This window comes from Pseudomonas sp. SLBN-26, assembly GCF_006715895.1.
In the GTDB taxonomy this organism is placed as follows: Bacteria; Pseudomonadota; Gammaproteobacteria; order Pseudomonadales; family Pseudomonadaceae; genus Metapseudomonas; species Metapseudomonas otitidis.
This window is the reverse complement of the sequence record NZ_VFOB01000001.1, coordinates 5,368,147-5,393,201: the sequence shown is the minus strand read 5'-3', so window position 1 is coordinate 5,393,201 and position 25,055 is coordinate 5,368,147. Positions and strand designations below refer to the sequence as shown.

The following is a 25,055-nucleotide window of genomic DNA, read 5'->3' as shown; positions in this document are numbered from 1 at the left end:
TCCCGGGTGTTATCCACAGGCGGGAGCGGCGCTCGCTTGGTTGCTGTGCTCGGGCCTCAGCCCTGCAGGAACCGCAGTGCATCGGCGGCCGTCTGCTCGGGGATTTCTTCCATGGGGATGTGCCCCACGCCCGGGTAGGTGAGCACCTGGATACCCGGGACGTCGCGCTGCCAGAGGGGTACGTGCCTGGGCGAGATCCAGCGGTCGCGCTCGCCCCACATCAGCAGTGTGGGCGCCTGGAGGGCGGCGACGCGCTCGGGGGTGCCTGCCAGCTCGTCCTTGTTGACCTTCAGCAGCACGCGGAAGATCTCCATCATCGCGCGGCGGTTGCCGGGGCGGCGGGTCAGGTCGTAGTAGCGGTCCACCACGCCGGGCTTGATCCGCCCCGGCTCGCCGTAGACCTCCTTGATGCCCTGGGCGATCAGCGCGCGGGGCATCCACATCGGCATCGCCACGGTGGCGCCCGGCAGCGCGGCGGCGGCGATCATCCAGGGCACCTTGCGCATCGGGTAGCCGGCCGGGTCCACCAGCACCAGGCGGTTGACCCGGTGCGGCTGCGCCAGGGCGAAGTTCCAGGCGATGTAGCCGCCCAGGGAGTTGCCGGCGATGGAGGCCTTGTCCACCCGCAGGTGATCCAGCAGCAGGCCGAGGATGCGCACCATGCGCTCGCCGGAGTAGTCACCGCTGCGCTTGGGGCCGGTCAGGCCGAAGCCGGGGACGTCGAAGCGGATGATCCGGTAGTGCGGCGCGAAGGCCTTCACCCAGCCATCCCAGGTGTGCAGCGAGGCGACCACGCCGTGGATCATCACCAGCGCCGGTTTGTCCCGGCTGCCTTCGTCGCGGTAGTGGACGTTGAAGCCGTCCAGTTCGATGTAGCGCGAGCCGGATTCGGCGTTGCCGTAGCGGGACTTGAGCCGGTCGAGCGGCAGCGAACCGAAGCCCAGGCGGGCAACGCCGACGGCCAGCGGGGGCATCATCGGCAGGCTGGTGGCGGTCATGGGAGGCACCTCGTGGTTGTTATTGTCGGTGCCTTATCAGAGCACGCCCCCACGGAGCCGGTGGCCCAGCCTAAGGTTGTGTCACGCCGGCCCGCCCTGGGGGCGCAGGGCGGTGATCAGCAGGTCGCCGAGCACCGCCGTGGCCTGCTCGATCTGCGCACGGGGCGCGGCGCTGGCGAGCAGGTCGAGGGAGGCGGCCTCCAGCGCCCAGATCAGCGCCCGCCCGGTGAGCGGCTCCAGGGCCGGCCCGCTGATCCGCAGGCGTTCGTCGAGCAGCGCCACCAGCGCTTCATGGGCCCGCCGGCGGTGGCTGGCCAGGGGCGAGCCGCTGCGCATGGCCTCCTCCTGCATCAGGCGGATGATCGGCCCGACGGCCAGGTGGTAGTCGAAGAAGCAGCGCACCATGGCGCGCAGCCAGGCCTCGTCGCTGCCGCTGGCTTCGCGCAGGGCGCGGAAGCGTTCCAGCAGCAGCACCACCGAGGTCTGGTAGATGCACGCCAGCACATCCATCTTGTTGGCGAAGTGCTTGTAGAAGGTGCGCCGCGACACCCGCGCCGCCTCCAGCAGGTCGTTCACCGTGGTGTCGTCGATGCCCTTGCGGGCGAACACCGGGATGGCCGCCAGCTGGATGTTCGTCTTCAGCAGGTGCCCCACCAGCGGACCGCCGCCCTCCCCTTGCTGGCGCGCCACGGCGCCGTAGCCGCCGAGGTCCTCGAACACCGCCAGAACGGCCCCACGCTCGCCCCCTTCCATCACGTCTCCTCACCGAACCAAGGCGCGGGTGACGGCGCTGCGCCGCCTCGCTACTCTTGGCGCGCCCCTTCCCGCCGGACCCGAATGCCGATGACGCTATCACGCCGCCTGCCCTGGCCGCTGGCCATCCTTTTGCTGGTGCTGTGCCTGCCGGCCGGTGCCGCCGACCTGTACTACCTGGGGCAGAAACTGCCGGACCTGCAGCGCCCCTGGGGCAGCCCGGAGTACCAGCAGCTGATCGAGGCCCTGGAGCGCATCGACAAGACCCAGGCCAACGCCCTGCCCCGCCGCAGCGGCGAGTTCACCGGGCCGATCTACCAGCGCATGGTCAATGAAGAGAACTTCAAGCCGCAGCTGAACATCTACGCCCCGCTGGAGCTGCGCCAGAACGAGGCGCGGGAGGTGCTGTTCCGCCTCAAGGAGCTGATGCGCCTGTACTTCGACTTCAAGGCCCCGCAGCAACCCTACGGCGCCGAAGCCCTGGGGCTGATGAGCTACTCCCTGCGCCAGCAGGCGGTGCTGTTCTCCCTGACGGTGGAGTTCTGGATGACCCTCTCGGAGAGCGAGCAGACCAGCGCGATCCGCCTCCAGGGCCTGCAGGAGACCAAGGACGCCGCCGCCATGCTCACCTCCAGCGCGCTGGACTACCTGGGCCTGACCAAGCAGTTCAACCGCGAGGACCTGGTGCTCTACGGCGCCGAACTGGCCAAGCAACTGCCGGAGCTGTACATCCACCTGCGCAGCGAGGTGCGCGCCCAGTTGCTGGCACGGGTCGGCGAGCTGGCGGAGAAGCACCCCTATCCCGAGGTGCGCGCCAGCATGGGCAGCCTGCTGCCGGTGCTGGCCGGCATCCAGCAGGATGTGGAAAAACAGCTGGCACAGCCGCCGAAGACCAAGCCGGCGGCACCGGCCCTGGACCTCAGCGCGCCGCCGGCAACCTCAGCGCAATAGACCCAGGGCCTTGGCCCGGGCCACGGCCTGGGTGCGCCGCTCGACCCCGAGCTTGCCGTTGATGTGGCGGGCGTGGGTCTTCACCGTGTGCAGCGAGATGAACAGCCGCTCGCTGATCTCCTGGTTGGAACAGCCCTGTGCAATCAGCTGCAGCACCGCCAGCTCGCGGGTGCTGAGCATTTCCCCGCTGCCCAGCGACTCGCCAGGCGCGTCGCCCGCCGAGTCGCCGAGGTGTTCCAGCAGGGTCGCCTGGGGGCCATCCGGGCGCGCGACGATCTGCTCGCGCAGCCAGCCACCGCGCTGGGTCAGCAGTACGTGGAACGGCAGCAAGGCGCCGCCGGCCATGGCGTCGAACGCGCTGCCCAGGGCGAGTGACGCGTCACGCTCCTTGCCCATTTCCAGCAGCAGGTGCACCAGCGCGACTTGCGCGAACTGGGCCAACAGCAGCGCCCCGGCTTCCCGGGCGCGCAGTGCCAGGGCCCGCAGGCGACGCTCGGCCTCGGCGGCACGCCCCTCCACCCGGGCCAGGGCGGCCTGCTGCAATTCGACGTACATCGGCAACTGCGGGTGGAACTCCGGTGCGGCGGCCGGCTGCTCGCCGCCGTAGGTTTCCGACAGCCGCACCAGCCAGGCATTGGCCAGTTCCAGTTGCCCCTGGGCCAACCACAGCTCGCACTTCACCAGGGTGGCCATGGCCAGGTAGTAGACCGGGGGAATGTCCCAGATGTGCATCAGCCGCTCGGCCTCGGCGAGCAGGGCGAAGGCGGCGGCGAAGCGGCCTTCGCGCCCTTCCAGGCTGGCCAGCACGGCGTAGCCGGTGAGCAGGCTGATGTCGCGACAGGCGCGGGCTTCGGCGATCCCGGCGAGCAGGCGGCTGCGCGCTGCCTCGGGCTGCAGGCGCTGGGCCAGCAGGTAGCCCTCGTACATCATCAGCCGTGCCCGCGCCGCGTAGTGGCGCTGGGGTGACAGGTCGCGCAGGCAATCGAGGCCCAACTGCACTTCCAGGTAGGCCCGGTGCACCTCGCCCCGGGCGTGCAGCAGGCGCGAGCGGTCGTAGTGGGCGACGGCTTCGAACAGCGGGTTGCCGATGCGCTGGGCCAGCTCCAGGGCATCCCGGTTCAGGCCACGGGCACGCCACAGGTCGCCGCGCACAACGGCGATGTTGGCCAGGGTCGACAGGCACAGCAGGCGCTGGCCATAGCGCTCAGGGCTGAGGGTGGCGACCGCTTCGGCGCAGTGACGCTCGGCCAGGTCGATGTCGCCGCGCCCCCGGGCGATGACACCGCTCAGGGCGAGCCACTGGGACAGCAGGTTCTGCTGGGCCTGGGCGCTGGGCGCGGGCAGGAAGCGCGCCAGCTGTGCGCCCAGCTCCTCGGCGGCATCCAGCTGGCAGGCCAGGGCCAGCGCCAGGCTGTAGAGCATGATCAGCCGCGGGGTGCTGACCAGCAGGCTGTCGGGCAGGTCCATCTTCCAGCGCAGCAGCATGGCGATGTTCTGCTCGGCCAGCAGCTGCTCCTCGGAGAGGTTCTGCACCAGGCTGGCGGCCACGTCGGGCTGGCCGGCGCGCAGGGCCTGTTCGATGGCCTCGTCCAGCAACCCCTGGGCGCTGAACCAGCGGCAGGCGCGCAGGTGCAGGCTGGCCTGGGGCAGGCTGCCGGCCCCGGTCGGCCGCGCCCGCAGCAGGTCGGAGAACAGGTGGTGGTAACGGAACCAGCGGCCGTGCTCGTCCAGCGGGACAAGGAACACCTGGTTGGCCTGCAGCTGCTGGAGCAGCGCGGCGCTGTCGTGGCTGTCGCGCACGGCGTCGCAGAGTTCGGCACAGAAGCGGTCGAGGCAGGCGGTGTCATAAAGGAAGGCCTGGATGTCCGCTCCCTGCCGTTCGATCACCTCTTCCAGCAGGTAGTCGCGAATCAAGCCTTCGTCACCGTGGGGGCCACGGGCCAGGGCCTGGGTGTCGCCTTCGTCCTGGCTGGCCAGCAGCCACAGGCGCAGGCCGGCGGCCCAGCCTTCGCTGCGAGACAGCAGGTGTTCGAGGCCGGCGCCCTCCAGCTCGACACCCTGGGCCTGGAGCAGTGCGGCGCTCTCCGCCTCGGTCAGGCGCAGGTCCTGCTCGTTGAGTTCCACCAGTTGCCGCGACAGGCGCAGGCGCGCCAGGTGCCAGTCCGGGCGCTGGCGGCTGGTCACCAGCAGCACCAGACCGGCGGGCAGGTGGTTGAGGACGAACTGCAGGCAGCGGTCAAGCACAGCACCCTGGGCCAGGTGGTAGTCATCCAGCACCAGCAGCACGGGCTGGCGGGGGTCGAGCCGGGCGGAGAGTTCGTCCAGCAGGCCGTCGATCCATTGCTCGAAGGCGAAGGGCTGGTGGCGCTGGCGCAGCTTCAGCAGGCCCATGGCCTCCTCGCCCAGACCGGGCAGGAGCTGGCGCAGGCCGTCGAGCAGGCGTTCGAGGAAGCGTCCGGGGTCGTTGTCCCGACGCCCGAGCCCGAGCCACAGGGTGCGCCAGGCCTCGGGCAACCCTTCGCAGAACTCGATGGCCAGGGAACTCTTGCCGAACCCGGCCGGGGCGCTGACCAGCAGCAGGCGGCCAGAAAGCCCGTCGACCAGGCGGTCACACAGACGGGGGCGGGACAGGTGTCCGGCCGGCAACGGAGGTCGGAAGAAGCGTTCGCCCACCACCGGCATGGCAGTGGGCGCGAAGGACCGCGAACTGGAAAGGTCTGTCATCACCCGGCTTCTAGTAATGGTTATGCCGCGGGGGCGTGGACGTGGTGGCAGCCTATCCCCTCGGCCGATTCATTTGAAGTACCCGGGGAAATCATGGACAAGAAAAAGCCGGCCCGAGGGCCGGCTTTTTTTACAACGTCCTACAGGATCAGCGAACGCCTGCCTGACGCAGGGCGGCCGGGGTGTAGTCGCTCTCGGAAGCGCTGTAGTTGAAGTCGTAGGACTGCTTCTCCTCGTTCTTCATGCCCAGGGCCAGGTAGCGGCCGGAGAGCAGGTCGTACAGGGTTTCCACGGCGTACCAGGGCACCTGCTTGTCGTAGTAGTACTCGGCATGGGCCTCGGCGACGCGCCACAGGGTGCCACGGCCGTCGTAATGGTCGATGGCAGCGGCTTGCCAGGTGTCTTCGTCGATGTAGAAGTCACGCTTGGCGTAGATGTGGCGCTCGCCCGGCTTCAGAGTGGCGACAACGTGCCACACGCGGTGCAGCTCGTAGCGGGCCAGGTCCTGGTTGATGTGGCCGGCCTTGATGATGTCGTCGTACTTCAGCTTCGGCGAGTCGAGGCGGTAGCTGTTGTAGGGGATGTAGATCTCCTTCTTGCCTTCCAGCTTCCAGTCGTAGCGGTCGGGCGCGCCGTTGTACATGTCGAAGTTGTCGGACGTACGCAGGCCGTCGGCAGCGGTACCCGGGCCGTCGTAGGACACCTGCGGTGCACGACGGACGCGGCGCTGGCCGGCGTTGTACAGCCACGCCAGGCGCGGCTCCTTCACCTGGTTGAGGGTCTCGTGCACCAGCAGCACGTTACCGGCCAGGCGCGAGGGCGCCGTCACGCGCTGCTTGAAGTAGAACAGCACGTTGCTGGGCTTGCTCGGGTCGTAGTCCTTCAGCTTGTCGCGGAAGGTGAACTCGTCCTGGAAGTACACCAGGCTGTAGGAGCCGTTGGGCTGCGGGGTGGCCTGGGTCACCAGGCGACGCACGCTGCCACCGCGGTAGCGGGTGATGTGGTTCCAGATCGCTTCCAGGCCGTTCTGCGGGATCGGGAACGGGTTGGCGGTCTTGAAGTTCTCCAGGCCGTTACCGCCTTCCACCAGCTTGGTGGCAGAGGCGTTGGCCTTGGCGGCGGCGATCACGTCAGCCGGCACGGTGGCCGAACGGTGGGAGGGGAACACCGGCATCTTGTAGGAGTCCGGGTAGCGCTTGAACATGGCGTACTGGCCGGGGGTCAGCTTGTCCTTGTACTGGTCCACGTTCTGCGCGGTGATGGTGAACAGCGGCTTCTCGCTGGCGAAGGGGTCGGCGAGGAAGCCCTTGTCGTCCACCGCACCGGCGTTCTGCGGCAGGCCGCCGGTCCACTCGGGGATGCTGCCATCGGCATTGCCGGCCTTCTCCGCGCCCAGCGGGGTCAGGCTGGTGCCCAGCTTGGCCGCCTCGTCGGCCGGCACCGCCGCCATGACGGCGGAGGCCAGCAGCGACAGCGCCAGGGCACCGGTTTGCAGAAGAGTCTTTGTTGTTTTCATGGTGAGTCCTTGTCTTCCGGAGCCGCTTAGAAGTTCATGCCGAAGCTGAGCGCGAGGAAGTCGCGGTCAGTCAGGGTGTTGTACTTGCCGCCGAAGAAGTCGGTGTAGCTGAGGCTGGCGGTGTAGGTGTTCTGGTACTCGGCATCCATGCCCAGGCTCACGGCCTTGGCGCCTTCGGTGAAGGAGCCATTCGGACCATAGCCATGCACGTCGTGAGACCAGGCCACGTTGGGCTTCAGGTTGATACCGGCAAAAACGTCGTTGTAATCCCAGATGGCACGAGCGCGATAACCCCAGGCAGTGCTGGTCACGAAACCATCGTTCTCGCAGTACTTGCTGACGTTGGCAGCACTGGTAGACCCCAGCGTGCTCACGTTCAGGCCTTGGCAGGCGGGATACGTGCCAGCTATACCCGGCGTGGTGACGGTGTAATTGCCAGGCAGCGGCCCGGGCCCGAATATCGGATCACGCCCATAACGGGCCTTGCTGGTGCTCTCCAATCCTCCTACGTGCACCACGCCTACCTCGCCAACGAGGGTCAGGCGCTCAGCACCCATTACTTGATCAAAGAAGTGGGTGAAGGTGGTCTGGAACTGGGTGATTTCCTTACGGCGGTAACCGTGCAGATCCTGCCCAGGAGCACCATTCAATACCGAGATGTTCTTGATACCCGCAGCGGTGAAAGCGCCGCCGATGGTTGCCAGATCACCCAGTGGTTTGAGGCCGGCATAGAGCACGTCCGTGGAGTTGAGCTGCACAGGCGCATTGGGGCGATAGCTCAACTCGCCACTCCACGCGGTTCCCGTGGGAAGGGTGGTGGAGAAACTCAGACCGTAGAGACGAATGTCCTCGGGGTACTCCATGAAGTACTGGCTATTGCCTGCGACAGCAACAGGTGCCAGGGATGCCGGCATCCCCGCCAGCACGGCACTGCGGATCGCATTGAAAGCCGCCGGGCTGGCCCCCGTACCACTGAAGATCGGCGTACGGCTGTGGTAGTTCATGAAGTAGGCGCCAAACTCGGTATCCAAGGCATCCGAGAAGTAGCGGAATGCAGTGCCCCACTGGCCATCGTCACGCGCATCGCGGTCACCGCCACGAGGTACAACAATGCCTTCAGAAGTCTGCCTTACCCGATAGTTGGCCATCTGAGGACGCGCATTCACCCCAGCAGCAGCCAGGGGGTTATTGGAAAGTACAGCAAGATTGTTTGTGCAACCGTCTGCAACGATGTCCGGTTGCGCGAAGAACGTCCCGCAGTTGTCGGTGACGGTTTGGTCCCATTCCAGTTGGTAGAACGCTTCAACCGACAGGTTCTCGGTCAGGCTCTGGGACACATAGAACATGTTGACCGGAATCAGGCCTTCCTTGACCTCCGCACCTGGGCGACGGAACGCGGAAACATCGATCGGGTTGATCGAGTTGATACCGTTCTGGATGAAGGTGCTCTCACCCCAGCTCACCACCTGCTTGCCCAGGCGCACGGAGCCCGGCAGGTCGGCAATGTTGTAGTTGTGGTAGATGAAGGCGTCGAGGATCTGGCCGCCAGAGGACTGGGCGCCTTCCTTGCGGTTGCTGTCATCGATGTCCTTGAACAGGCGGCTCTCGTCCTTCAGCTCGAAGTCGTACCAGTACTTGCCACGAACGAAGACGCCGGTATCCCCATACTTCAGCTCCAGGTCGTGGATGCCCTTGAAGATCTTCGAGAAGGTCTCGCCGCGCTTGAAGTTCAGGTGCGAGTCGTCGGAGGTCTGCGACAGGCCGCGACCGCCATTGTTCACGCCGATCAGGTCCTTGTCCGGGCTGGCCATGGACCAGCTGGCCCCCACGGACAGCGACGAGTCGAACTGCCCCTCGATCTCACCGATGTTGAAGGTCACGCCGAATGCCGGAGCGGCGAGGGTGGATGCGAGGCTGACGGCTACGGGCAGCCGCGCCAGTCGCCAGATGGGTTTTCTAGTTGTTGTCATCGACGCTACTCCATGTGTGTTTTTTGTTATGGAATGAGCGGACTATAGCCAGCGGGCTATACCGCTTGATCCCTCTAAAGTGTGATTTGCTGCCCTGCGTACGGCCCGAGTCGCTCTGGCTCGCAGGTTTGAAGACTAGACCGAAGTAGCGATAGGTAAAGGCGGGGGTGACGCGGCAAGAGGCCGCAATCACTGGGCCAAGCGTTTGCTTGGTGGCTGGGCCGGGCCTTTCGGCCCGACCCAAGGGTGGGTCAGAGGGCGGAGAGGAAGGCGCTGCCGGAGGCCTGCCATTGGGCGATGTCGGCGCGGATACGTTTCTTGTCCAGTTTGCCCACGCTGGTCTTGGGAATTTCAGTAACAACGGCGATCTGGCTGGGAATGGCCCACTTGTTGATGTGGCCCTGCTCCACGAAGGGCTTGAGGTGCTCCTTCAGTTCCTTCGCATCCAGGGCGCAGCCGTCGCGGACCACCAGCAGTGCGAACGGGCGCTCGCCCCACTGCGGATCGGGCACACCGACCACCGCCACCTCGCGCACCGCCGGATGGCGGCTGACCAGATCCTCCAGCTCCAGGGAGGAGATCCACTCGCCCCCGGTCTTGATCACGTCCTTGATGCGGTCGCGGATGTCGATGAAGCCCATGCCGTCCAGGGTCGCCACGTCACCGGTGTGCAGCCAGCCGTGCTCCCACAGCTCCTCGCTCTTCTGCAGCTCGTTGAAGTAGCCCTGGGTCAGCCAGGGTGCGCGCAGCACCAGCTCGCCCTGGGTTTCGCCATCCACCGGCAGCAGGTGGCCCTCGGCGTCCATGATGGCCGCCTCCACCAGCGGCACCGGCACACCGGCCTTGATGCGGTAGGTGGTGCGCTCGTCTTCGCTGCCGGCACGCAGTTCCTCGTTGAGGTGGGCGACGGAGATCAGCGGGCAGGTCTCGGACATGCCGTAGGCCGCGGTGAGCTGGATGCCCCGCGCCTTGGCGGCTTCGTACAGGGCGCGGTTCAGCGCGCTGCCGCCGATGATCACCTTGAGCCCGCCGAAGTCATGGCCCTGGGCGCTCGGGGTGTTGAGCATCATCTGCAGGATGGTGGGCACGCAGTGGGAGAAGGTCACCTTCTCCTCGCGGATCAGCCGGCAGAGCATCTCCGGCTCGTAGCGCCCCGGGTAGACCTGCTTCACCCCCAGCATGGTGGCCACGTAGGGCACGCCCCAGGCGTGTACGTGGAACATCGGGGTGATGGGCATGTAGACGTCGTCGGTGCCCATCAGGCGGATGCTGTCCAGCGCGCCGATGGTGGAGGCCATGGACAGGGTGTGCAGCACCAGTTGCCGGTGGGTGAAGTACACCCCCTTCGGGTTGCCGGTGGTGCCGGTCGTATAGAAGGTGGTGGCGACGGAATCCTCGTCGAAATCCGGGAAGGCGTAACGGGGGCTGGCGACGGCCATCAGCGTCTCGTACTCGCCGACGAGGTTCGGCAGGTCGGCGCGCTTGTCGGCCGCGTCGGTCAGCAGCAGGGTCTTCTCCACCGTGGTCAGCTGGCCTTCGATGGCCTTGTAGATCGGCACGAACTCGCTGTTGACCAGCACGAAGCGGTCCTCCGCGTGGTTCATGGTGTAGAGGATCTGGTCCGGCGAGAGGCGGATGTTGATGGTGTGCAGCACCGCGCCGATCATCGGGATGGCGAACATGCACTCCAGGTAGCGGTGGCTGTCCCAGTCCATCACCGCCACGGTGTCGCCGGCCTTCACACCGGCCTCGGTCAACACGTTGGCCAGGCGCGCCACGCGCTCGACGAAGGTGGCGTAGCTGTAGCGCACCTGGTCGCGGTAGACGATTTCCCGGGTCTTCTCGTAGCGGCTGCCGGAGAGCAGCAGACGCTTGATCAGCAAGGGGTAGGTGTAGGCGTTGTCGGCCGGTTTGATGACTCGGGTCTGCACCATGGGAAAGCACCTGCGTACAAAGGGGTTTCATGTAGTCATGCGCACTCTAGAGCCCTCCGTCGAGGCCTCAATCAGTCAAAAGAATGATTTGCCACGTGACCCTTTGGCCACTTCCGGTCACGAGATAGAATCGCCCCACCCGGCCGGTCGCGGCCTGTCTCCACAGAGGAATCAAGAAGATGTCCGAGATCGTAATCGTCAGCGGCGCCCGCACCCCCATGGGCGGTTTCCAGGGCAGCCTCGCCGGTGTGTCCGCCGTCGACCTGGGCGCCCTGGCCATCCGTGAGGCCGTGGCCCGCGCCGGAATCGAGGCCGCCGATGTGCAGGAAGTGATCATGGGTTGCGTGCTGCCCGCCGGCCTCAAGCAGGGCCCGGCCCGCCAGGCGTCCCTGAACGCCGGCCTGCCCGCCGCCACCGGCTGCACCACCATCAACAAGCTCTGCGGCTCCGGCATGAAGGCCGTGATGCTGGCCCACGACCTGCTCAAGGCCGGCACCAACAGCGTCATGGTCGCCGGCGGCATGGAGAGCATGTCCAACGCCCCCTACGTGCTGGAGAAGGCCCGCACCGGCCTGCGCATGGGCCACGGCGAGATCAAGGACCACATGTTCCTCGACGGCCTGGAAGACGCCCGCACCGGTCGCCTCATGGGCTCCTTCGCCCAGGAGACCGCCGACACGTACAACATCACCCGCGAGGAGATGGACGCCTACGCCATCGAGTCCCTCAAGCGCGCCCAGGCCGCCATCGCCGAGGGTGCCCTCGCCGCCGAGATCGTCCCGGTCACCGTCACCACCCGCAAGGGCGAGACCCTGGTGAAGGACGACGAGCAGCCGCTGACCGCCAACCTCGACAAGATCCCGACCCTGCGCCCGGCCTTCCGCAAGGACGGCACCATCACCGCCGCCAACGCCAGCTCCATCTCCGACGGCGCCAGCGCCCTGGTACTGATGACCGCCGAGGAAGCCCAGCGCCGTGGCCTCAAGCCCCTGGCGAAGATCGTCGGCCACGCCACCCAGAGCCAGGACCCGAGCGAATTCACCCTCGCCCCCATCGGCGCCATGACCAACCTGTTCAGGAAGACCGGCTGGAGCAAGGACGACGTGGACCTGTTCGAGATCAACGAAGCCTTCGCCATGGTCACCATGCTCGCCATGCGCGAACACGGCCTCGACCACGCCAAGGTCAACGTCTACGGCGGCGCCTGCGCCCAGGGCCACCCGGTGGGCTCCACCGGCTCGCGCATCATCCTCACCCTGATCAACGCCCTTCGTAACAAGGGCGGCAAGCGCGGCGTCGCCTCGCTGTGCATCGGCGGTGGCGAAGCCACTGCGGTGGCGGTGGAACTGCTGTAACCCGCCCGCGCGGCCAACCAGAAGGGGCTCCCGGACCAACGTCCGGGAGCCCCTTTTCATTCCGCCGGGGCGCGCCTCAGGCGGGCACCGCCCTGGGCGCGTGGGCCGGCGTCCTCGGGAAGACCAGCGCCGCCGCGAAGGTCAGCGCACCGAACACCGCCAGCACCAGGTACAGCCCCACCAGCCCATGGCGCGGTTCGATGAAGGCGATCATCGGGATGGCCGCCGCACTGGCGCCGAAGGACAGGAAGTAGCGCAACGCGAAGACCCGCGCCTGCCACTGCGGCGCGACGAAGTTCGCCACCATCGCATCGTTCACCGTCACCTGGCCGAACACCGCGAACATGAAGGCGGCGCCCAGGGCGATCACCGCCCAGCCATCGGCATAGGCCATGGCCACCAGCAACGGCCCCTGGCAGAGGGTCATCACCACGAACGGCAGCTTCAGGCTGTAGCGATCCAGCACACGGCCCATCAGCAACTGCGCCACGGCACCGAAGGCGTAGGCGATGCTGACGACGATGCCGAGGCTTTCCGGCGAGGCGAACAGGTCCACCAGGCGCTCCTGGAACAGCTTCGGGTAGGTCATGGTCGAGGCGTTGAAGATCACCCCGCCGGTGGCCGTCACCAGCGCCAGCACACCGAACACCAGGCGCATCGACACCTGCCCCGCCCCGCCACCCCGATGGGTGCCGGCCGCTGCGACGGGAGACGCCTCGTCCCTTACGCAGAGGGCGAACCACACGCCAATGGCCACCGACAAAGCGCCCGGCAGGATGAACGCCGCGCGCCAGCCGAAATGCGCGGTGAGAAAGCCCGTGACCAGCGCCGAGAACGCCACGCCCAGGTTGCCCCACATGCCGTTGATGCCGATCTCGCGACCGCGGTTCTGCGCATGGGCCACCAGCATCGCCGTGCCCACCGGGTGGTAGATGGCGGCGAACACGCCCATCAGCGTCAGCCCCAGCACCAGCATCGGCGTGCTGCGGCTCAGCCCGGTGAAGATCGCCGCGCCGCCGATGCCGAGGAAGAACGCCAGCATCATGTGGCGGCGGCTCCATTTATCCCCCAGCCAGCCGGCCGGTAGCGAGCAGGCCCCGAAGGCGATGAAGCCGCCGAGGGACAGCCCGATCAGTTCGGCGTAGGACAGCTCGAAGGTAGCGGTCATGCCCAGCACGGCGGCAGGGAAGATGAGCATGAACATGTGGTCGATGATGTGGGCGGCGTTGATGAAGCGGATGACGGTACGCGGTCGGTTCATGGCAGTTTCGCTGCTGTTTGGTTGTTGTGGACCGCCATGCTAGGTTGGCCGCTTAGCAACGTTCTGCCAAAAAGATCATCGGAACAGCCATGTTCATCGACCATCTGCCCCAGGGCCGGATCGGCGCCGTCGCCCTCGACTACCCCGACGGCGCCCATGTCGACCTGCACCTGCACAACCAGGCGCAATTCCTCTACGCGGCGCAGGGGCTGATGCGCCTGGTCACCGAGGCCGGCGCCTGGGTCATCCCGCCGACCCGCGCGGTGTGGATCCCACCGGGTATCGAGCACCAGATCTTCATGTCCGGGCAGGTGCAGATGCGCACCCTGTTCATCGCCGCCGACGCCGCACCGCCGAATCTCGATGCCTGCTGCGTGCTGGCGGTACCGCCGCTGCTGCGCGAACTGATCCTGCGCCTGGTGGCGCTGGAGGCCGGCGATACCGATGACGAACACCGCAGCCTGGTGCAGCGCCTGATCCTCCACGAGATCGCCGCAGTGGAGCGCATGCCCCTGCACCTGCCGATGCCCCAGGACCGACGCCTGCAAGCCATCTGCCTGGCCCTGCTGGAAACCCCGGAGAGCACCCGCACCCTCGACGACTGGAGCCTGGAGGTGGGCGCCAGCACCCGCACCCTCAGCCGGCTGTTCGCCCAGGAGCTGGGCATGAGCTTCAACGACTGGCGCCAGCAGCTGCGCCTCACCGAAGCCCTGCCGCGCCTGCTGGCCGGACACAGCGTGCAGCAGGTCGCCCACGACCTGGGCTACGGCAGCGGCCGCGCCTTCAGCGCCATGTTCCGCCGCCTGCTGGGGGAAAACCCGAGGGAATACGTGGCCAGCCTGGGGTTGCTGGCGACGCTGGAGAAAGGCTGATGTGCCAGATGCTGCCTGGCGGGGCGCGGGTGGCAGTGATGCGGTTCGCCGAGCTCACCGCATCCTACGGGTGCTCACCACGCTCCGTAGGATGGGCTGAGCTGTGCGAAGCCCATAGTTGCGAGGTGGAGCGCTTACTTCATCGAGGTGAACGCCAGCTTGATCCCCAAGCCCACCAGCACGGCGCCCATCAGGCGGTCGAACCAGTGGCCCAGCCGGGCGAAGCCGCTGCGCACACGCTCCTGGCTGAACAGCATCGCCACCAGGCAGAACCACACGGCGGTGGCACAGGCCAGGTAGAGGCCGTAGCCGGCCTGCACCGTCAGCGGGGTGTGGGGATTGATGACCACGGTGAACAGCGAGAGGAAGAACAGCGTCGCCTTGGGGTTCAGCCCATTGGTGACGAAGCCGGTGACGAAGGCACCGCGCGGGCTGCGCACCTCGCGGGTGAGTTCCACCTCGGCCGCCGCCGGGTCGGCCGGGCGCGCCCGCAGGGCCTTGATGCCGATGTACAGCAGGTAGGCCGCCGCCAGCCATTTCAGCGCGTTGAACAGCACGATGGACTGGGAAACGATCAGGCCGATGCCCAGCAGCGAATAGGCCACGTGGACGAAGATTCCCGTGCCCACGCCGATCGCCGTCCAGGTCCCGGCGCGCCGTCCATGGGCCACGCTCTCGCGCACCACGATGGCGAAGTCCGGTCCCGGGCTGGCCACGGCCAGCAGGTGGATCAGGGCAACGGTGAGGAATTCCGTCCAGTACATGGCGCCTCCAGATTCGAGCCAAGGGTCTGTTAGGCTGGCCACCTTACGCCTCCCCAAGCCTCGGAAAAAGGTACAGCTGATGACCAACAGCCTCCGCGCCGTGTTCCTCGACCACGCCTCCCTCGACCTCGGTGACCTCGACCTGACACCCCTGCGCCAGCTCTTCGGCGAACTGGTGCTGCACGAGCAGAGCGCCCAGGCCGACGTGGTGGAGCGCCTCCGGGGTGCGCCAGTGGCGATTACCAACAAGGTGGTGATCGACGCCGACGCCATGGCCGCCCTGCCCGACCTGCGGCTGATCCTGGTCAGCGCCACCGGCACCAACAACGTCGACCTAGCGGCGGCCCGCCAGCGCGGCATCACCGTCAGCAACTGCCGGGGCTATGGCACGCCCTCCGTGGCCCAGCACACCCTGATGCTGATGCTCAACCTGGCCACGGCCTTCCTCGACTACCAGCGCGACGTGCGCCAGGACCGCTGGCAGAAGGCGAGCCAGTTCTGCCTGCTGGATCACCCCATCGTCGAACTGGAAGGCAAGACCCTCGGCCTGCTCGGCCATGGCGAACTGGGTGGCGCGGTGGCGCGCCTGGCCGAAGCCTTCGGCATGCGCGTGTTGCTGGGTGCGCTGCCCGGCCGCCCGGACCGGGCCGATCGCCTGCCCCTGGAGGACCTGCTGCCGCAGGTGGACTTCCTCAGCCTGCACTGCCCACTGACCGAACACACCCGCCACCTGATCGACGCCCACGCGCTGGCGCGGATGAAGCGCGGCGCCTTCCTGGTCAACACGGCCCGGGGCGGCCTGGTGGACGAACACGCCCTGGCCGACGCCCTGCGCAGCGGCCACCTGGGGGGCGCCGCCACCGACGTGCTGACCCAGGAACCACCGAAGGACGGCAACCCGCTGCTGGCGGTGGACATCCCGCGCCTGATCGTCACCCCGCACAACGCCTGGGGCAGCCGCGAGGCGCGCCAGCGCATGGTGGAGCAGATGACCGAGAACACCGAGGCCTGGCTGGCGGGCACCCCGTGCCGTACGGTCGTCTAGGGCGGGTGAGTTTCTGGTAAAGTTCGCCGCTTTTATCAGGACCGACCCATGGACCCGCGCAGCGAAGTCGTGCTTCGACAGGCCGAACTGTTCCAGGGCCCGCTGCTGGCAGCGGGTCTTCCCGCCGACGACCTGCTCTGCGCCCTGCCCCAGGCCCGGGGCTGGAGCTGGCACGCGGGCGAGCACGCCAGCCTGGAGGCCCGCTTCGCCGGCCGCACCACCTTCGGGGTGCAGGCGCCGGACGAGCCCTTCGAACAAGCCCTGCTGTTCCTGCCCAAGTCCCGCGAACTGACCGATTACCTGCTGGCCGCCCTGGCCGCCCGCCTGCCCGGCCGTCACCTGTTCCTGGTGGGCGAGAAGCGCGGCGGCATCGAGCGTGCCGCCAAGCAGCTGGCCGCCTTCGGCACCCCGCGCAAGCTGGACAGCGCGCGCCATTGCCAGCTGTGGCAGGTGCGTATCGACCAGGCCCCCGAACACCCCGACCTGAACAGCCTGGCCCAGCGCTACAACCTGGAGCTGCCCGATGGACCGCTGCAGGTGGTCAGCCTGCCCGGCGTGTTCAGCCACGGTCGCCTGGACCGGGGCACCGCCCTGCTGCTGCCGCACCTCGACGACCTGCCCGTCGGCCCGGTGCTGGATTTCGGCTGTGGGGCCGGCGTCATCGGCGCCAGCCTCAAGCGCCGCTACCCAACCAGCGAACTGCTGCTGCTGGACGTGGACGCCTTCGCCGTCGCCAGCAGCCGCCTGACCCTGGCCGCCAACGACCTCGCTGCCGAAGTGATCGCCGGCGACGGCATCCACGCCGCGCCCAAGGGGCTGGCCGCCATCGTCAGCAACCCGCCCTTCCACCAGGGCGTGCACACCGACTACCAGGCCAGCGAAACCCTGCTGCGGGCCGCCGGCCAGCACCTGCGCCCAGGCGGCGAGCTGCGCCTGGTGGCCAACAGCTTCCTGCGCTATCCGCCCCTCATCGAACAGGCCCTCGGCAATTGCCAGAACCTGGCGGAGGGCGACGGCTTCCGCGTCTACCGTGCCCGCCGCTGAGCGGCGGGCGTTCCTGCATCTACCCACGACGAGCGGCCCCGGCCGCCGCGCCCATCCGGCATGAGACCGGACCCCTGGAGTTCTACCTTGACCGACCACACTGCCAACCCGCCGGCCGCCCACGGCCTGCACCGGGCGCTGAAGCCCCGTCACCTGAACATGATCGCCATCGGCGGCTCCATCGGCACCGGCCTGTTCGTCGCCTCCGGCGCCACCGTCGCCACGGCCGGCCCCGGCGGCGCCCTGCTGGCCTACGCCCTGATCGGCCTGATGGTCTACTTCCTCATGACCAGCCTGGGGGAGATGGCCGCCTACATGCCGGTTTCCGGCTCGTTCAGCACCTATGGCAGCCGGTTCGTCGACGATGGCTTCGGTTTCGCCCTGGGTTGGAACTACTGGTACAACTGGGCGGTGACCATCGCCGCCGAACTGGTGGCAGCCCAATTGATCATGAATTTCTGGTTCCCGGACGTGCCCGGCATCTACTGGAGCGGGCTGTTCCTGGCGCTGATGTTCGCGCTGAACGTGGTCTCGGTTAAGGGCTTCGGCGAGAGCGAGTTCTGGTTCGCGCTGATCAAGGTGGTGACGGTGGTGATCTTCATCGGCGTCGGCCTGGCCACCATCTTCGGCCTGATGAGCGGCATGCAGTCCCCGGGCTTCAGCAACTTCACCCAGGGCGAGGCGCCCTTCGTCGGCGGCCTGCAGGCCATGGTCGGCGTGGCGATGATCGCCGGCTTCTCGTTCCAGGGCACCGAGCTGATCGGCATCGCCGCCGGCGAGTCGGAGAACCCGCGCAAGAACATCCCCATCGCCATCCGCCAGGTGTTCTGGCGAATCCTGATGTTCTACATCCTGGCGATCTTCGTGATCGGCATGCTGATCCCCTACACCGAGCCCAGCCTGCTGCAGAACGAGGCCAGCGACATCAGCGTGTCGCCCTTCACCCTGCTGTTCGAGCGGGCCGGCTTCGCTGCCGCCGCCAGCGTGATGAACGCGGTGATCCTCACGGCCATCCTCTCGGCGGGCAACTCGGGCATGTACGCCTCGACGCGGATGCTCTACACCCTGGCCCTCCAGGGCAAGGCGCCGAAGCTGTTCGCCCGCCTCTCCGACAGCGGCGTGCCACGCAACGCGCTGTACGCCACCACCCTGGTGGGCGCGCTGTGCTTCTTCACCTCCATCGTCGGCGACAGCACCCTCTACACCTGGCTGCTGAACACCTCCGGCATGTGCGGCTTCATCGCCTGGCTGGGCATCGCCATCTCCCACTACCGCTTCCGCAAGGGCTACCTGCTGCAGGGCGGCCGCCTGGAAGACCTGCCCTACCGCGCCAAGCTGTTCCCCTTCGGCCCGCTGTTCGCATTCGCCCTGTGCCTGGCGATCACCCTCGGGCAGAACTACGAGGCGCTGGTGGGCGAGCAGATCAACTGGGTGGGCCTGGCGGCCACCTACATCAGCCTGCCGCTGTTCCTGGTGATCTGGCTGGGCTACCGCCTGCGCAAGGGCAGCCGTTTCGTGCGCTACGCCGAGATGGACGTACGCCCCACCCTCGACTGACCCGGCGGCGGGCTTGCCCAGCGAGCCCGCCTTGTGCAAAATGCGCCCCGTCCTAGGGGAGTAGTCTCCCGCGAGCGCCCTGCTCGCCCGGTCCGCGTCAACACACTTGGTCCACAGACCATGGCGCGGACGACCCCGAGCCTGCACAGACAGGCCAGCGGTTTGACAAGACCTATGACACACACAACCTGACCCGGGGCGGGCAGATTGCGTGTGTCATGGTGATTAGTCGACCCGCCCCCCGTAGGAACCCTGATGCTGGAATCCCTGTTCGTCCCCACCCTGATCGTTGCCCTGGCCGAAATCGGCGACAAGACGCAATTGCTCGCCCTGCTCCTGGCTGCGCGCTTCCGCAAACCCTGGCCGATCATCTGGGGCATCATCGCCGCCACCCTGGCCAACCACTTCGCGGCCGGTGCGGTGGGCAGCTGGGTCGCCGGCTTCTTCTCCCCCGCCACCCTGGGCTGGATCCTCGCCGCCTCCTTCGCCGCCGTGGCCCTGTGGACCCTGGTGCCGGACAAGCTGGACGACGATGAAGCCTCCGGCCTGAAGAAATACGGCCCCTTCCTCACCACGCTGATCGCCTTCTTCCTCGCCGAGATGGGCGACAAGACCCAGGTCGCCACCGTGATGCTGGCTGCGCAGTACCCGCACTTCGTGCTGGTGGTCGCCGGTACCACCCTGGGCATGCTGATCGCCAACGTCCCCGTGGTGCTGGCCGGCAACTTCGCCGCTGATCGCCTGCCCCTGGCCCTGATCCGCCGCCTCGCGGCCGTCGCTTTCGGCGTCCTCGCCGTCTACGCCGCGTGGCAGGCCTGGATGCTGACCACCGCGAGCTGATTCGCCACTTGGCTGACGCCGGAACGCCGGCGTTTCGGCCAATGGCAGGCGGTTGGCAACTGGTAGATTCCCGCCGATCTGCAGAACCGGCGAAGGAGACAGCGGATGTCGACCGAAGACCTGAAACGCGTCGTGCGCCAGCACATCGACCTCACCTGGAACAAAGGCCGTCTGGCACTGGCCGAGCAGCTGCAGAGCAAGGACTTCCTCTACAAGAGTTCCTTCCTCGGACGGACGCTGGACAGCGCCGGCTACGCCGGGATGGTGCAGGAGATCCGCGAGGCCATGCCCGACCTGGAAGTGGTGGTGGAGGAATGCATCGCCGAAGGCCACAAGGTGTTCACCTGGAGCACCCTGATCGGCAGCATCCAGAAACCCGCCCTGGGCTACCCGCCCAGCGACCGGGTGCTGAGCATATCGGCCATGGCGTTCTGGACCTTCAACAGCCTGGGGGAGGTGCAGGAGCTATGCACCATGTTCGACATGGAAAGCTTCCGTGCCCAACTGGGGTTGGCCAGCCGCGCCTATGCGGAAAAAGCGCTGCCCTGAGGCAATGGGAACCGCCGGCTCGACGAGCCGGCGGTATCGATGGAGCGATCAGCCGCCCTTGGCCTGCTTGTAGAAGGGCATGACCTTCGGAATCGCCGCCTGCAGGGAAGCGATCCGCGAGCTGGACGAGGGGTGGGTGCTCATGAACTCCGGCGGAGCCCCTTCGCTGGCCTTGCTCATCTTCTGCCACAGGCTGATGGTCGCGTTGGGGTTGTAGCCGGCGCGGGCAGACAACTCGAGGCCGATCAGGTCGGCCTCGTTCTCGTTGGCGCGGCTGTTGGGCAGCGTCATCAGGTATTTCACGCCGACGTTGGCCAGTTGCAGGTTTTCGTTGCTCACCCCCAGCAGCGAACCCAGCTGGGTCCCCATCTGTAAGGGATAGGCCTTGGACATGGCTTCACGACCGTGCTCGCGCAGGGCGTGGGCGATCTCGTGGCCCATCACCGCTGCCAGCTCGTCGTCGGTGAGTTTGAGCTGATCGATCAGCCCGCTGTAGACGATGATCTTGCCGCCCGGGCCGCAGTTGGCGTTCAGCTCGTCGCTGTCGATCACGTTGGCGTCCCAGGCCCATTGGGCCGCGTCGGGACGGAACACGGACACCTGTCCGATCAGCCGCTTGGCAATGGCCGAGACGCGCTTGGCGTTGGCGCTGCTCTTGTCCAGTACGCCGGCCTGGGAGGCCTCGTTCAGGGTCTCCTGATAGGACTGGGCATACATCTGGTTCACCTGCTGCTCGGACAGCATGCTGAACATGTACTGCTTGCGCTCGACACCGACGGCGCCGCCGCTGGTGGTATTCACGGCCTGGCATCCTGCCAGAAGGACGGTCAGCGCGAGACTGCCGAGGATAAGAGGCTTGGCCACTTGTCATTCTCCTGCTTGAACTGCGCGGTACTGTAAGGACCGGACCGATACCAGGCAACCAGGAAGCGGACTAGTGGCCAGGTGACTATCTTTTGTTGTGACAACGGGCTCATGCTCCCGCCCGGTCCGGCCGATAAACCCAGCGCTGGCTGAATAAAGACGCGAACGGAGTTCCCATGAAATTCAGATCGATCCAGTTTTCGGTAGCCACCCTGGCCGGTGCCAGCGTGCTCGCCGTGGTAGTCGCCCTGGTGCTCTACGCCCTCTTCGCCGGCGCCCGGACCCAGGAGCTGGTGCAGTCCCGGACCGAAACACTGCTGGAACAGGCCATCGCCGAACGCCTGCAGTCGCTGGCCGCCGCCCAGGTCTCGGACATCCAGCGCGAGCTGGCCGCGCCCATGAGCATCGCCGCCACCGTCGCCCAGACCAACGCCCTGCTGGGGCAGACCGCCGAAGACGGTAGCCCGGCGCTCAGCGCCTCCCGCAAGGAGCTGCTCAACCTGCTGCGCCACCTGCTGTCGAACAACCCCAAGCTGATCGACCTCTATGTCGGCTGGCAACCCAATGCCTTCGGCAACGACGCCGACAACATCGGCACCCCCGGTCACGACGAAGCAGGCCGCTTCATGCCCTGGTTCTACCGCGACGGCAACGCCCTCAAGGTCGAACCGCTGGGCGCCACCCTGGAAAGCGAGAAGCTCCTGCCCACCGGCGTGCGCGAGGGTCAGTACTACCTGTGCCCGCGCGAAACCCTCAAGCCCTGCGTGGTGGACCCGGCACCCTACGAGTTCGCCGGCAAGATGGTGATGCTCTCCAGCTTCAACGCGCCGATCCTGGTCAACGGCCAGTTCAAGGGCGCAGTGGGTGCGGACCTGTCCCTGGACTTCATCCAGCAACTGCTGGTCGAGGCCAACAAGAAGCTCTACAACGGTGCCGGCGAGCTGGCCCTGCTGGCCAACAACAAGCGCCTGGTGGCCTACACCGCCAACGCCGCCAAGCTGGGCGAGCCGGCCGACCAGGTGCTGGGCAGCGTGATCGCCGACAACCTGCGCAACCTCAGCGGTGACCAGCCGGCCTACGAGATCGACCGCGAGAATGGCCGCATCTTCCTGCTGGTGCCGTTCAAGGTCGCCGGCACCGATTCGCGCTGGATGCTCAGCCTCAACCTGCCGCTGGAAACGGTGATGGCCGACCTGCAAAAGCTCGAAGGCGACCTCACTGCCCAGCGCGACAGCGACATCCTCGGCATGAGCCTGGTGGGCCTGCTGATCGCCGCCCTGGGCCTGGTGATCATCTGGTTCGTCGGCTACGGCATCGCCAGCCCGTTGCGGCAGATGGTGGCCATGCTCGACGACATCGCCAAGGGCGAGGGCGACCTCACCCGCCGACTGCATTCCGACCGCGCCGACGAACTGGGCGCCATCGCCAACGGCTTCAACACCTTCCTCGCCAAGCTGCAAGCGATGATCAGCCAGGTGGTGACCTCGGTGCAGAAGGTCAGCGACTCCTCCGAGCACACCGCCGACATCGCCATCCGCACCAATCAGGGCGTGCAAAAGCAGCTGGCCGAGATCGAACTGGTGGCCACCGCCGTCCACGAGATGACCGCCACCGCCCAGGACGTGGCGCGCAACGCCACCCTGGCCGCCGAGGCAGCCAACAACGCCGACCAGGCCGCCAACGACGGCAAGCGCATCGTCCAGAGCACCACCGGCGCCATCAGCGCTCTGGCCGAGGAGATCGCCCGCGCCGTGGGCGTGGTGCAGAACCTGGCCAAGGACAGCGAGAACATCAACGCCATCCTGGTGGCCATCCGTGGCATCGCCGAGCAGACCAACCTGCTGGCCCTCAACGCCGCCATCGAGGCCGCCCGCGCCGGCGAGCAGGGCCGCGGCTTCGCCGTGGTGGCCGACGAGGTGCGCAACCTGGCGCAGAAGACCCAGCAGGCCACCGAGGAAATCCAGACCATGATCCAGCAGCTCCAGCAGGGGACGCGCGACGTGGTGCGGGTCATGCAGGACAGCCAGACCAAGACCGACACCAGCGTGCAGTCCGCCAGCGAGGCGGCCCAGGCGCTGGAGTCCATCACCCAGGCGGTGTCGGTGATCAACGACATGAACACCCAGATCGCCAGCGCCGCCGAAGAGCAGAGCGCCGTGGCCGAGGACATCAACCGCAACGTCACCAACATCGGCCAGGTGGCCAACGAGGTGGCCGGCGGCGCCGATGAAGCCTCCGCAGCCAGCGCCGAGCTGACCAAGCTGGCCGAGCAGCAGCGCCGGCTGATCAACCAGTTCAAGGTCTGACCCACGTCACCTCCCCGGCCACAGGGCCGGGGAGGTTTCCGGAAGATGAACGGCCCGGCACTTCGTCGGAAACGCCCCGCCCCCGCCCCGCCCCTCCGTTAGACTCGCCGCCGTTTTCGTGGCCCGCCCCGGGCCCGCTGGTCGTAGTCGCAGGCTGTGCCTGCCGCGGAGTTGATGATGTCCCTGCAGGCACTCTGGTCCCTCTACCAGGCCCACCCGCACCAGGCGGTCAACGGCCTGGCCCTGTTCTTCGCCGTCATCGGCAGCTGGCTGCTCATGGCCACTCGGCTGCGCGAGCAACGCGCCTCGGCCCGCCTGGTGGTGGAGAGCGATCTGGAAGAACTGGAGCAGGACGCCCCGGTCGACGAACGCAGCCAGAAGATCAACCGCTTCTTCTACGCCTTCGGCAGCTTCACCCTGGCCGTGGCCCTCGGCGTGTCCTGGGCCAGCACCCAGCTCTGACCGCGCAGTCCGCTGCAGAATGAAAAACGGCGACCCGAGGGTCGCCGTTTTGCTGTGGCCTGTTCGCCCTCAGAGCGGCAGGCCCGCCTGGGTGCGGTACTGGTTGCGCACCGGGTTGGCGTACTGCAGCACCAGCCACGGGCGATGCGCCTCGGGGCAGGCGTTCAGGCGGCGCTGCCACTCGGCCCGCGCACGGACAATCTCCTCGGCCCCGAACAGGCTTTCCAGCGCCGGCACGGCCAGTGCCTCGTCGCGTCCTTCCCACATCGCGTAGGCCAGGTAGTGCACCGGGAACAGCCGGTAGCCGGTGAGGATGCGCCGGTCCATCTCCGCCGCCAGCTGCTTGGCATCCACCGCCTCGTCGACGATCTCGCCACCAAAGGCCACGTGCACCCGGCCCTTGTAGCCGGTGATGCCGAGGGCGATGCTCGCGTCATCCTCGCCCGGCGCCTTCTCGTAGCCGCCGGTGGTGGCGCGAATGTACAGCTCGCGGGCCTTGGCCTGGTCGCAGGGGTCGTATTCGTAGCTGATGGACACCGGGACGATGTGCAGGTCGCGGACCACGTCGGCGAACGCCTCGTCCTTGCGGCTCATGTGGAACATCTTGAGGATCGCCGAATCGGTGCGGTCATCCCCGTCCTTGGCGCGGCCCTCCGCCTGGGCGATCCAGATCGACTGGCCGTCCTCGCGGATCGAATGGTTGATGTAGGCGGACAGCAACTGGTAGGCCGCCAGCTTCTCGCGGCGCCCGGCCAGGTTGCGGTGCACGATGAAGCTCTTGTTCAGGCGCATCAGGTCGCTGACAAAAGGCTTCTGCAGCAGGTTGTCGCCGATGGCGATGCGCGGCGTGGGGATGCCGGCGTGGTAGACCGCGTAGTTGACGAAGGCCGGGTCCATCACGATGTCGCGGTGGTTGGCGACGAACAGGTAGGCCCCGCCGGGCTTGAGCCGGTCCACTCCGGAGTAGGTGACGCCATCGGTGGCACGCTCGATGGTGGTGTCCACGTAGGGCTCGATCTTGTCCTGCAGCGCATGCACGGACTCGATGCCCTGGAACTCACGGCGCAGCCGATGGGCTATAACAGGCCTCAGCAGCCAGCCCAGCGGACCCGCCAGCCGGGGGAAGCGGTAGCGGGTGAGCGTCCCGATGAAGGCCGGGTCGGCGAACAGGCGTGCCAGAACCGCGGGCACCTCGGCGTCGTCATAGGGTCGGATGGCTTCGAATTCGCCCATCGTGTTCTCTTGTTCTGCTGCGGCTGTGGATAAGGATGTCGCCCCGCAATCCGGGGC

Annotated in this window: 20 protein-coding genes, 1 pseudogene and 1 riboswitch; of the genes and pseudogenes, 11 read left to right on the top strand and 10 right to left on the bottom strand. The window is 67.2% G+C overall.

Features of this window, described 5'->3' with window-relative positions:
- Positions 1-56 precede the first annotated feature (56 nt).
- Together FBY21_RS25020 and FBY21_RS25015 are read right to left on the bottom strand one after the other, a co-directional pair.
- Entirely contained in the window at positions 57-998 is a 942-nt protein-coding gene (locus FBY21_RS25020) for an alpha/beta fold hydrolase (RefSeq protein WP_044403277.1), read from the bottom strand.
- Between the two features lie 81 nt (positions 999-1,079).
- Positions 1,080-1,751 (bottom strand): TetR/AcrR family transcriptional regulator, encoded by a 672-nt coding sequence (locus FBY21_RS25015; RefSeq protein WP_142014610.1) that lies wholly within the window; start codon positions 1,749-1,751, stop codon positions 1,080-1,082.
- An 84-nt stretch (positions 1,752-1,835) separates the two neighbouring features.
- Here FBY21_RS25015 and FBY21_RS25010 point away from each other — a divergent pair, with 84 nt between their 5' ends.
- Complete coding sequence (locus FBY21_RS25010; protein WP_142014606.1) at positions 1,836-2,702, top strand: hypothetical protein; 867 nt, start codon at positions 1,836-1,838, stop codon at positions 2,700-2,702.
- Here FBY21_RS25010 and FBY21_RS25005 read toward each other — a convergent pair.
- The 4 genes from FBY21_RS25005 to FBY21_RS24990 all read right to left on the bottom strand — a co-directional run bounded on the left by FBY21_RS25005 (position 2,691) and on the right by FBY21_RS24990 (position 10,846).
- Positions 2,691-5,426, bottom strand: a complete 2,736-nt coding sequence (locus tag FBY21_RS25005; RefSeq protein WP_142014603.1) for a LuxR C-terminal-related transcriptional regulator — start codon at positions 5,424-5,426, stop codon at positions 2,691-2,693. The genes FBY21_RS25010 and FBY21_RS25005 overlap by 12 nt on opposite strands.
- Before the next feature lie 148 nt (positions 5,427-5,574).
- On the bottom strand, positions 5,575-6,942 hold the full coding sequence (locus tag FBY21_RS25000; protein ID WP_044403267.1) for a DUF1329 domain-containing protein: 1,368 nt from the start codon (positions 6,940-6,942) through the stop codon (positions 5,575-5,577).
- Between the two features lie 26 nt (positions 6,943-6,968).
- Positions 6,969-8,912 carry a DUF1302 domain-containing protein gene (locus FBY21_RS24995; protein WP_142014598.1) on the bottom strand — a complete coding sequence of 648 codons (1,944 nt, stop codon included), beginning with the start codon at positions 8,910-8,912 and terminating at the stop codon, positions 6,969-6,971.
- Between the two features lie 251 nt (positions 8,913-9,163).
- Positions 9,164-10,846, bottom strand: coding sequence for a fatty acid--CoA ligase (locus FBY21_RS24990; RefSeq protein ID WP_142014594.1), 1,683 nt, complete (start codon positions 10,844-10,846; stop codon positions 9,164-9,166).
- A gap of 179 nt (positions 10,847-11,025) precedes the next feature.
- On the opposite strand from FBY21_RS24990, the gene FBY21_RS24985 reads away from it, so the two are divergent.
- The gene (locus FBY21_RS24985; protein ID WP_142014591.1) at positions 11,026-12,201 is read left to right on the top strand and encodes an acetyl-CoA C-acyltransferase; all 1,176 of its coding nucleotides are present in this window, start codon (positions 11,026-11,028) and stop codon (positions 12,199-12,201) included.
- Between the two features lie 76 nt (positions 12,202-12,277).
- On the opposite strand, the gene FBY21_RS24980 is transcribed toward FBY21_RS24985, so the two are convergent.
- On the bottom strand, positions 12,278-13,462 hold the full coding sequence (locus tag FBY21_RS24980) for an MFS transporter (protein ID WP_142014586.1): 1,185 nt from the start codon (positions 13,460-13,462) through the stop codon (positions 12,278-12,280).
- A gap of 89 nt (positions 13,463-13,551) precedes the next feature.
- Between FBY21_RS24980 and FBY21_RS24975 the strand changes: the two genes are divergently transcribed.
- Entirely contained in the window at positions 13,552-14,334 is a 783-nt protein-coding gene (locus FBY21_RS24975) for an AraC family transcriptional regulator (protein WP_142014582.1), read from the top strand.
- 134 nt (positions 14,335-14,468) lie between these two features.
- Here FBY21_RS24975 and FBY21_RS24970 read toward each other — a convergent pair whose 3' ends face one another.
- Complete coding sequence (locus tag FBY21_RS24970; RefSeq protein WP_142014578.1) at positions 14,469-15,098, bottom strand: LysE family translocator; 630 nt, start codon at positions 15,096-15,098, stop codon at positions 14,469-14,471.
- 79 nt (positions 15,099-15,177) lie between these two features.
- Between FBY21_RS24970 and FBY21_RS24965 the strand changes: the two genes are divergently transcribed.
- The 5 genes from FBY21_RS24965 (at position 15,178) to FBY21_RS24945 (ending at position 20,133) form a co-directional block, all read left to right on the top strand.
- A complete protein-coding gene (locus FBY21_RS24965) occupies positions 15,178-16,143 on the top strand; it encodes a 2-hydroxyacid dehydrogenase (protein WP_074973447.1) in 966 nt (321 codons plus the stop codon).
- Positions 16,144-16,191: 48 nt separating this feature from the next.
- Positions 16,192-17,187 carry a class I SAM-dependent methyltransferase gene (locus FBY21_RS24960; protein ID WP_142014576.1) on the top strand — a complete coding sequence of 332 codons (996 nt, stop codon included), beginning with the start codon at positions 16,192-16,194 and terminating at the stop codon, positions 17,185-17,187.
- A 60-nt stretch (positions 17,188-17,247) separates the two neighbouring features.
- Positions 17,248-18,744: an amino acid permease gene (locus tag FBY21_RS24955; protein ID WP_074973451.1), complete on the top strand. Its 1,497-nt coding sequence runs from the start codon at positions 17,248-17,250 to the stop codon at positions 18,742-18,744.
- A gap of 43 nt (positions 18,745-18,787) precedes the next feature.
- Positions 18,788-18,907: riboswitch (yybP-ykoY riboswitch) on the top strand.
- Between the two features lie 95 nt (positions 18,908-19,002).
- Positions 19,003-19,584, top strand: coding sequence for a TMEM165/GDT1 family protein (locus tag FBY21_RS24950; protein ID WP_107330527.1), 582 nt, complete (start codon positions 19,003-19,005; stop codon positions 19,582-19,584).
- A gap of 105 nt (positions 19,585-19,689) precedes the next feature.
- Positions 19,690-20,133: a ketosteroid isomerase-related protein gene (locus FBY21_RS24945; RefSeq protein ID WP_142014573.1), complete on the top strand. Its 444-nt coding sequence runs from the start codon at positions 19,690-19,692 to the stop codon at positions 20,131-20,133.
- 48 nt (positions 20,134-20,181) lie between these two features.
- Here the strand turns inward: FBY21_RS24945 and FBY21_RS24940 are convergent, their stop codons facing one another.
- Positions 20,182-20,997 (bottom strand): M48 family metallopeptidase, encoded by an 816-nt coding sequence (locus FBY21_RS24940; protein WP_142014569.1) that lies wholly within the window; start codon positions 20,995-20,997, stop codon positions 20,182-20,184.
- Between the two features lie 176 nt (positions 20,998-21,173).
- Between FBY21_RS24940 and FBY21_RS30400 the strand changes: the two are divergent.
- From FBY21_RS30400 to FBY21_RS24930, 3 genes and pseudogenes are all read left to right on the top strand, one after another.
- A pseudogene (locus FBY21_RS30400) lies at positions 21,174-22,448 on the top strand (HAMP domain-containing protein); the annotation flags it as partial.
- 12 nt (positions 22,449-22,460) lie between these two features.
- Positions 22,461-23,303: a methyl-accepting chemotaxis protein gene (locus FBY21_RS30395; protein WP_371320969.1), complete on the top strand. Its 843-nt coding sequence runs from the start codon at positions 22,461-22,463 to the stop codon at positions 23,301-23,303.
- Between the two features lie 177 nt (positions 23,304-23,480).
- The gene (locus tag FBY21_RS24930) at positions 23,481-23,765 is read left to right on the top strand and encodes a hypothetical protein (protein ID WP_069562258.1); all 285 of its coding nucleotides are present in this window, start codon (positions 23,481-23,483) and stop codon (positions 23,763-23,765) included.
- A 69-nt stretch (positions 23,766-23,834) separates the two neighbouring features.
- On the opposite strand, the gene FBY21_RS24925 is transcribed toward FBY21_RS24930, so the two are convergent.
- Positions 23,835-24,998: a 1-acyl-sn-glycerol-3-phosphate acyltransferase gene (locus FBY21_RS24925; protein WP_142014563.1), complete on the bottom strand. Its 1,164-nt coding sequence runs from the start codon at positions 24,996-24,998 to the stop codon at positions 23,835-23,837.
- Positions 24,999-25,055 lie beyond the last annotated feature (57 nt).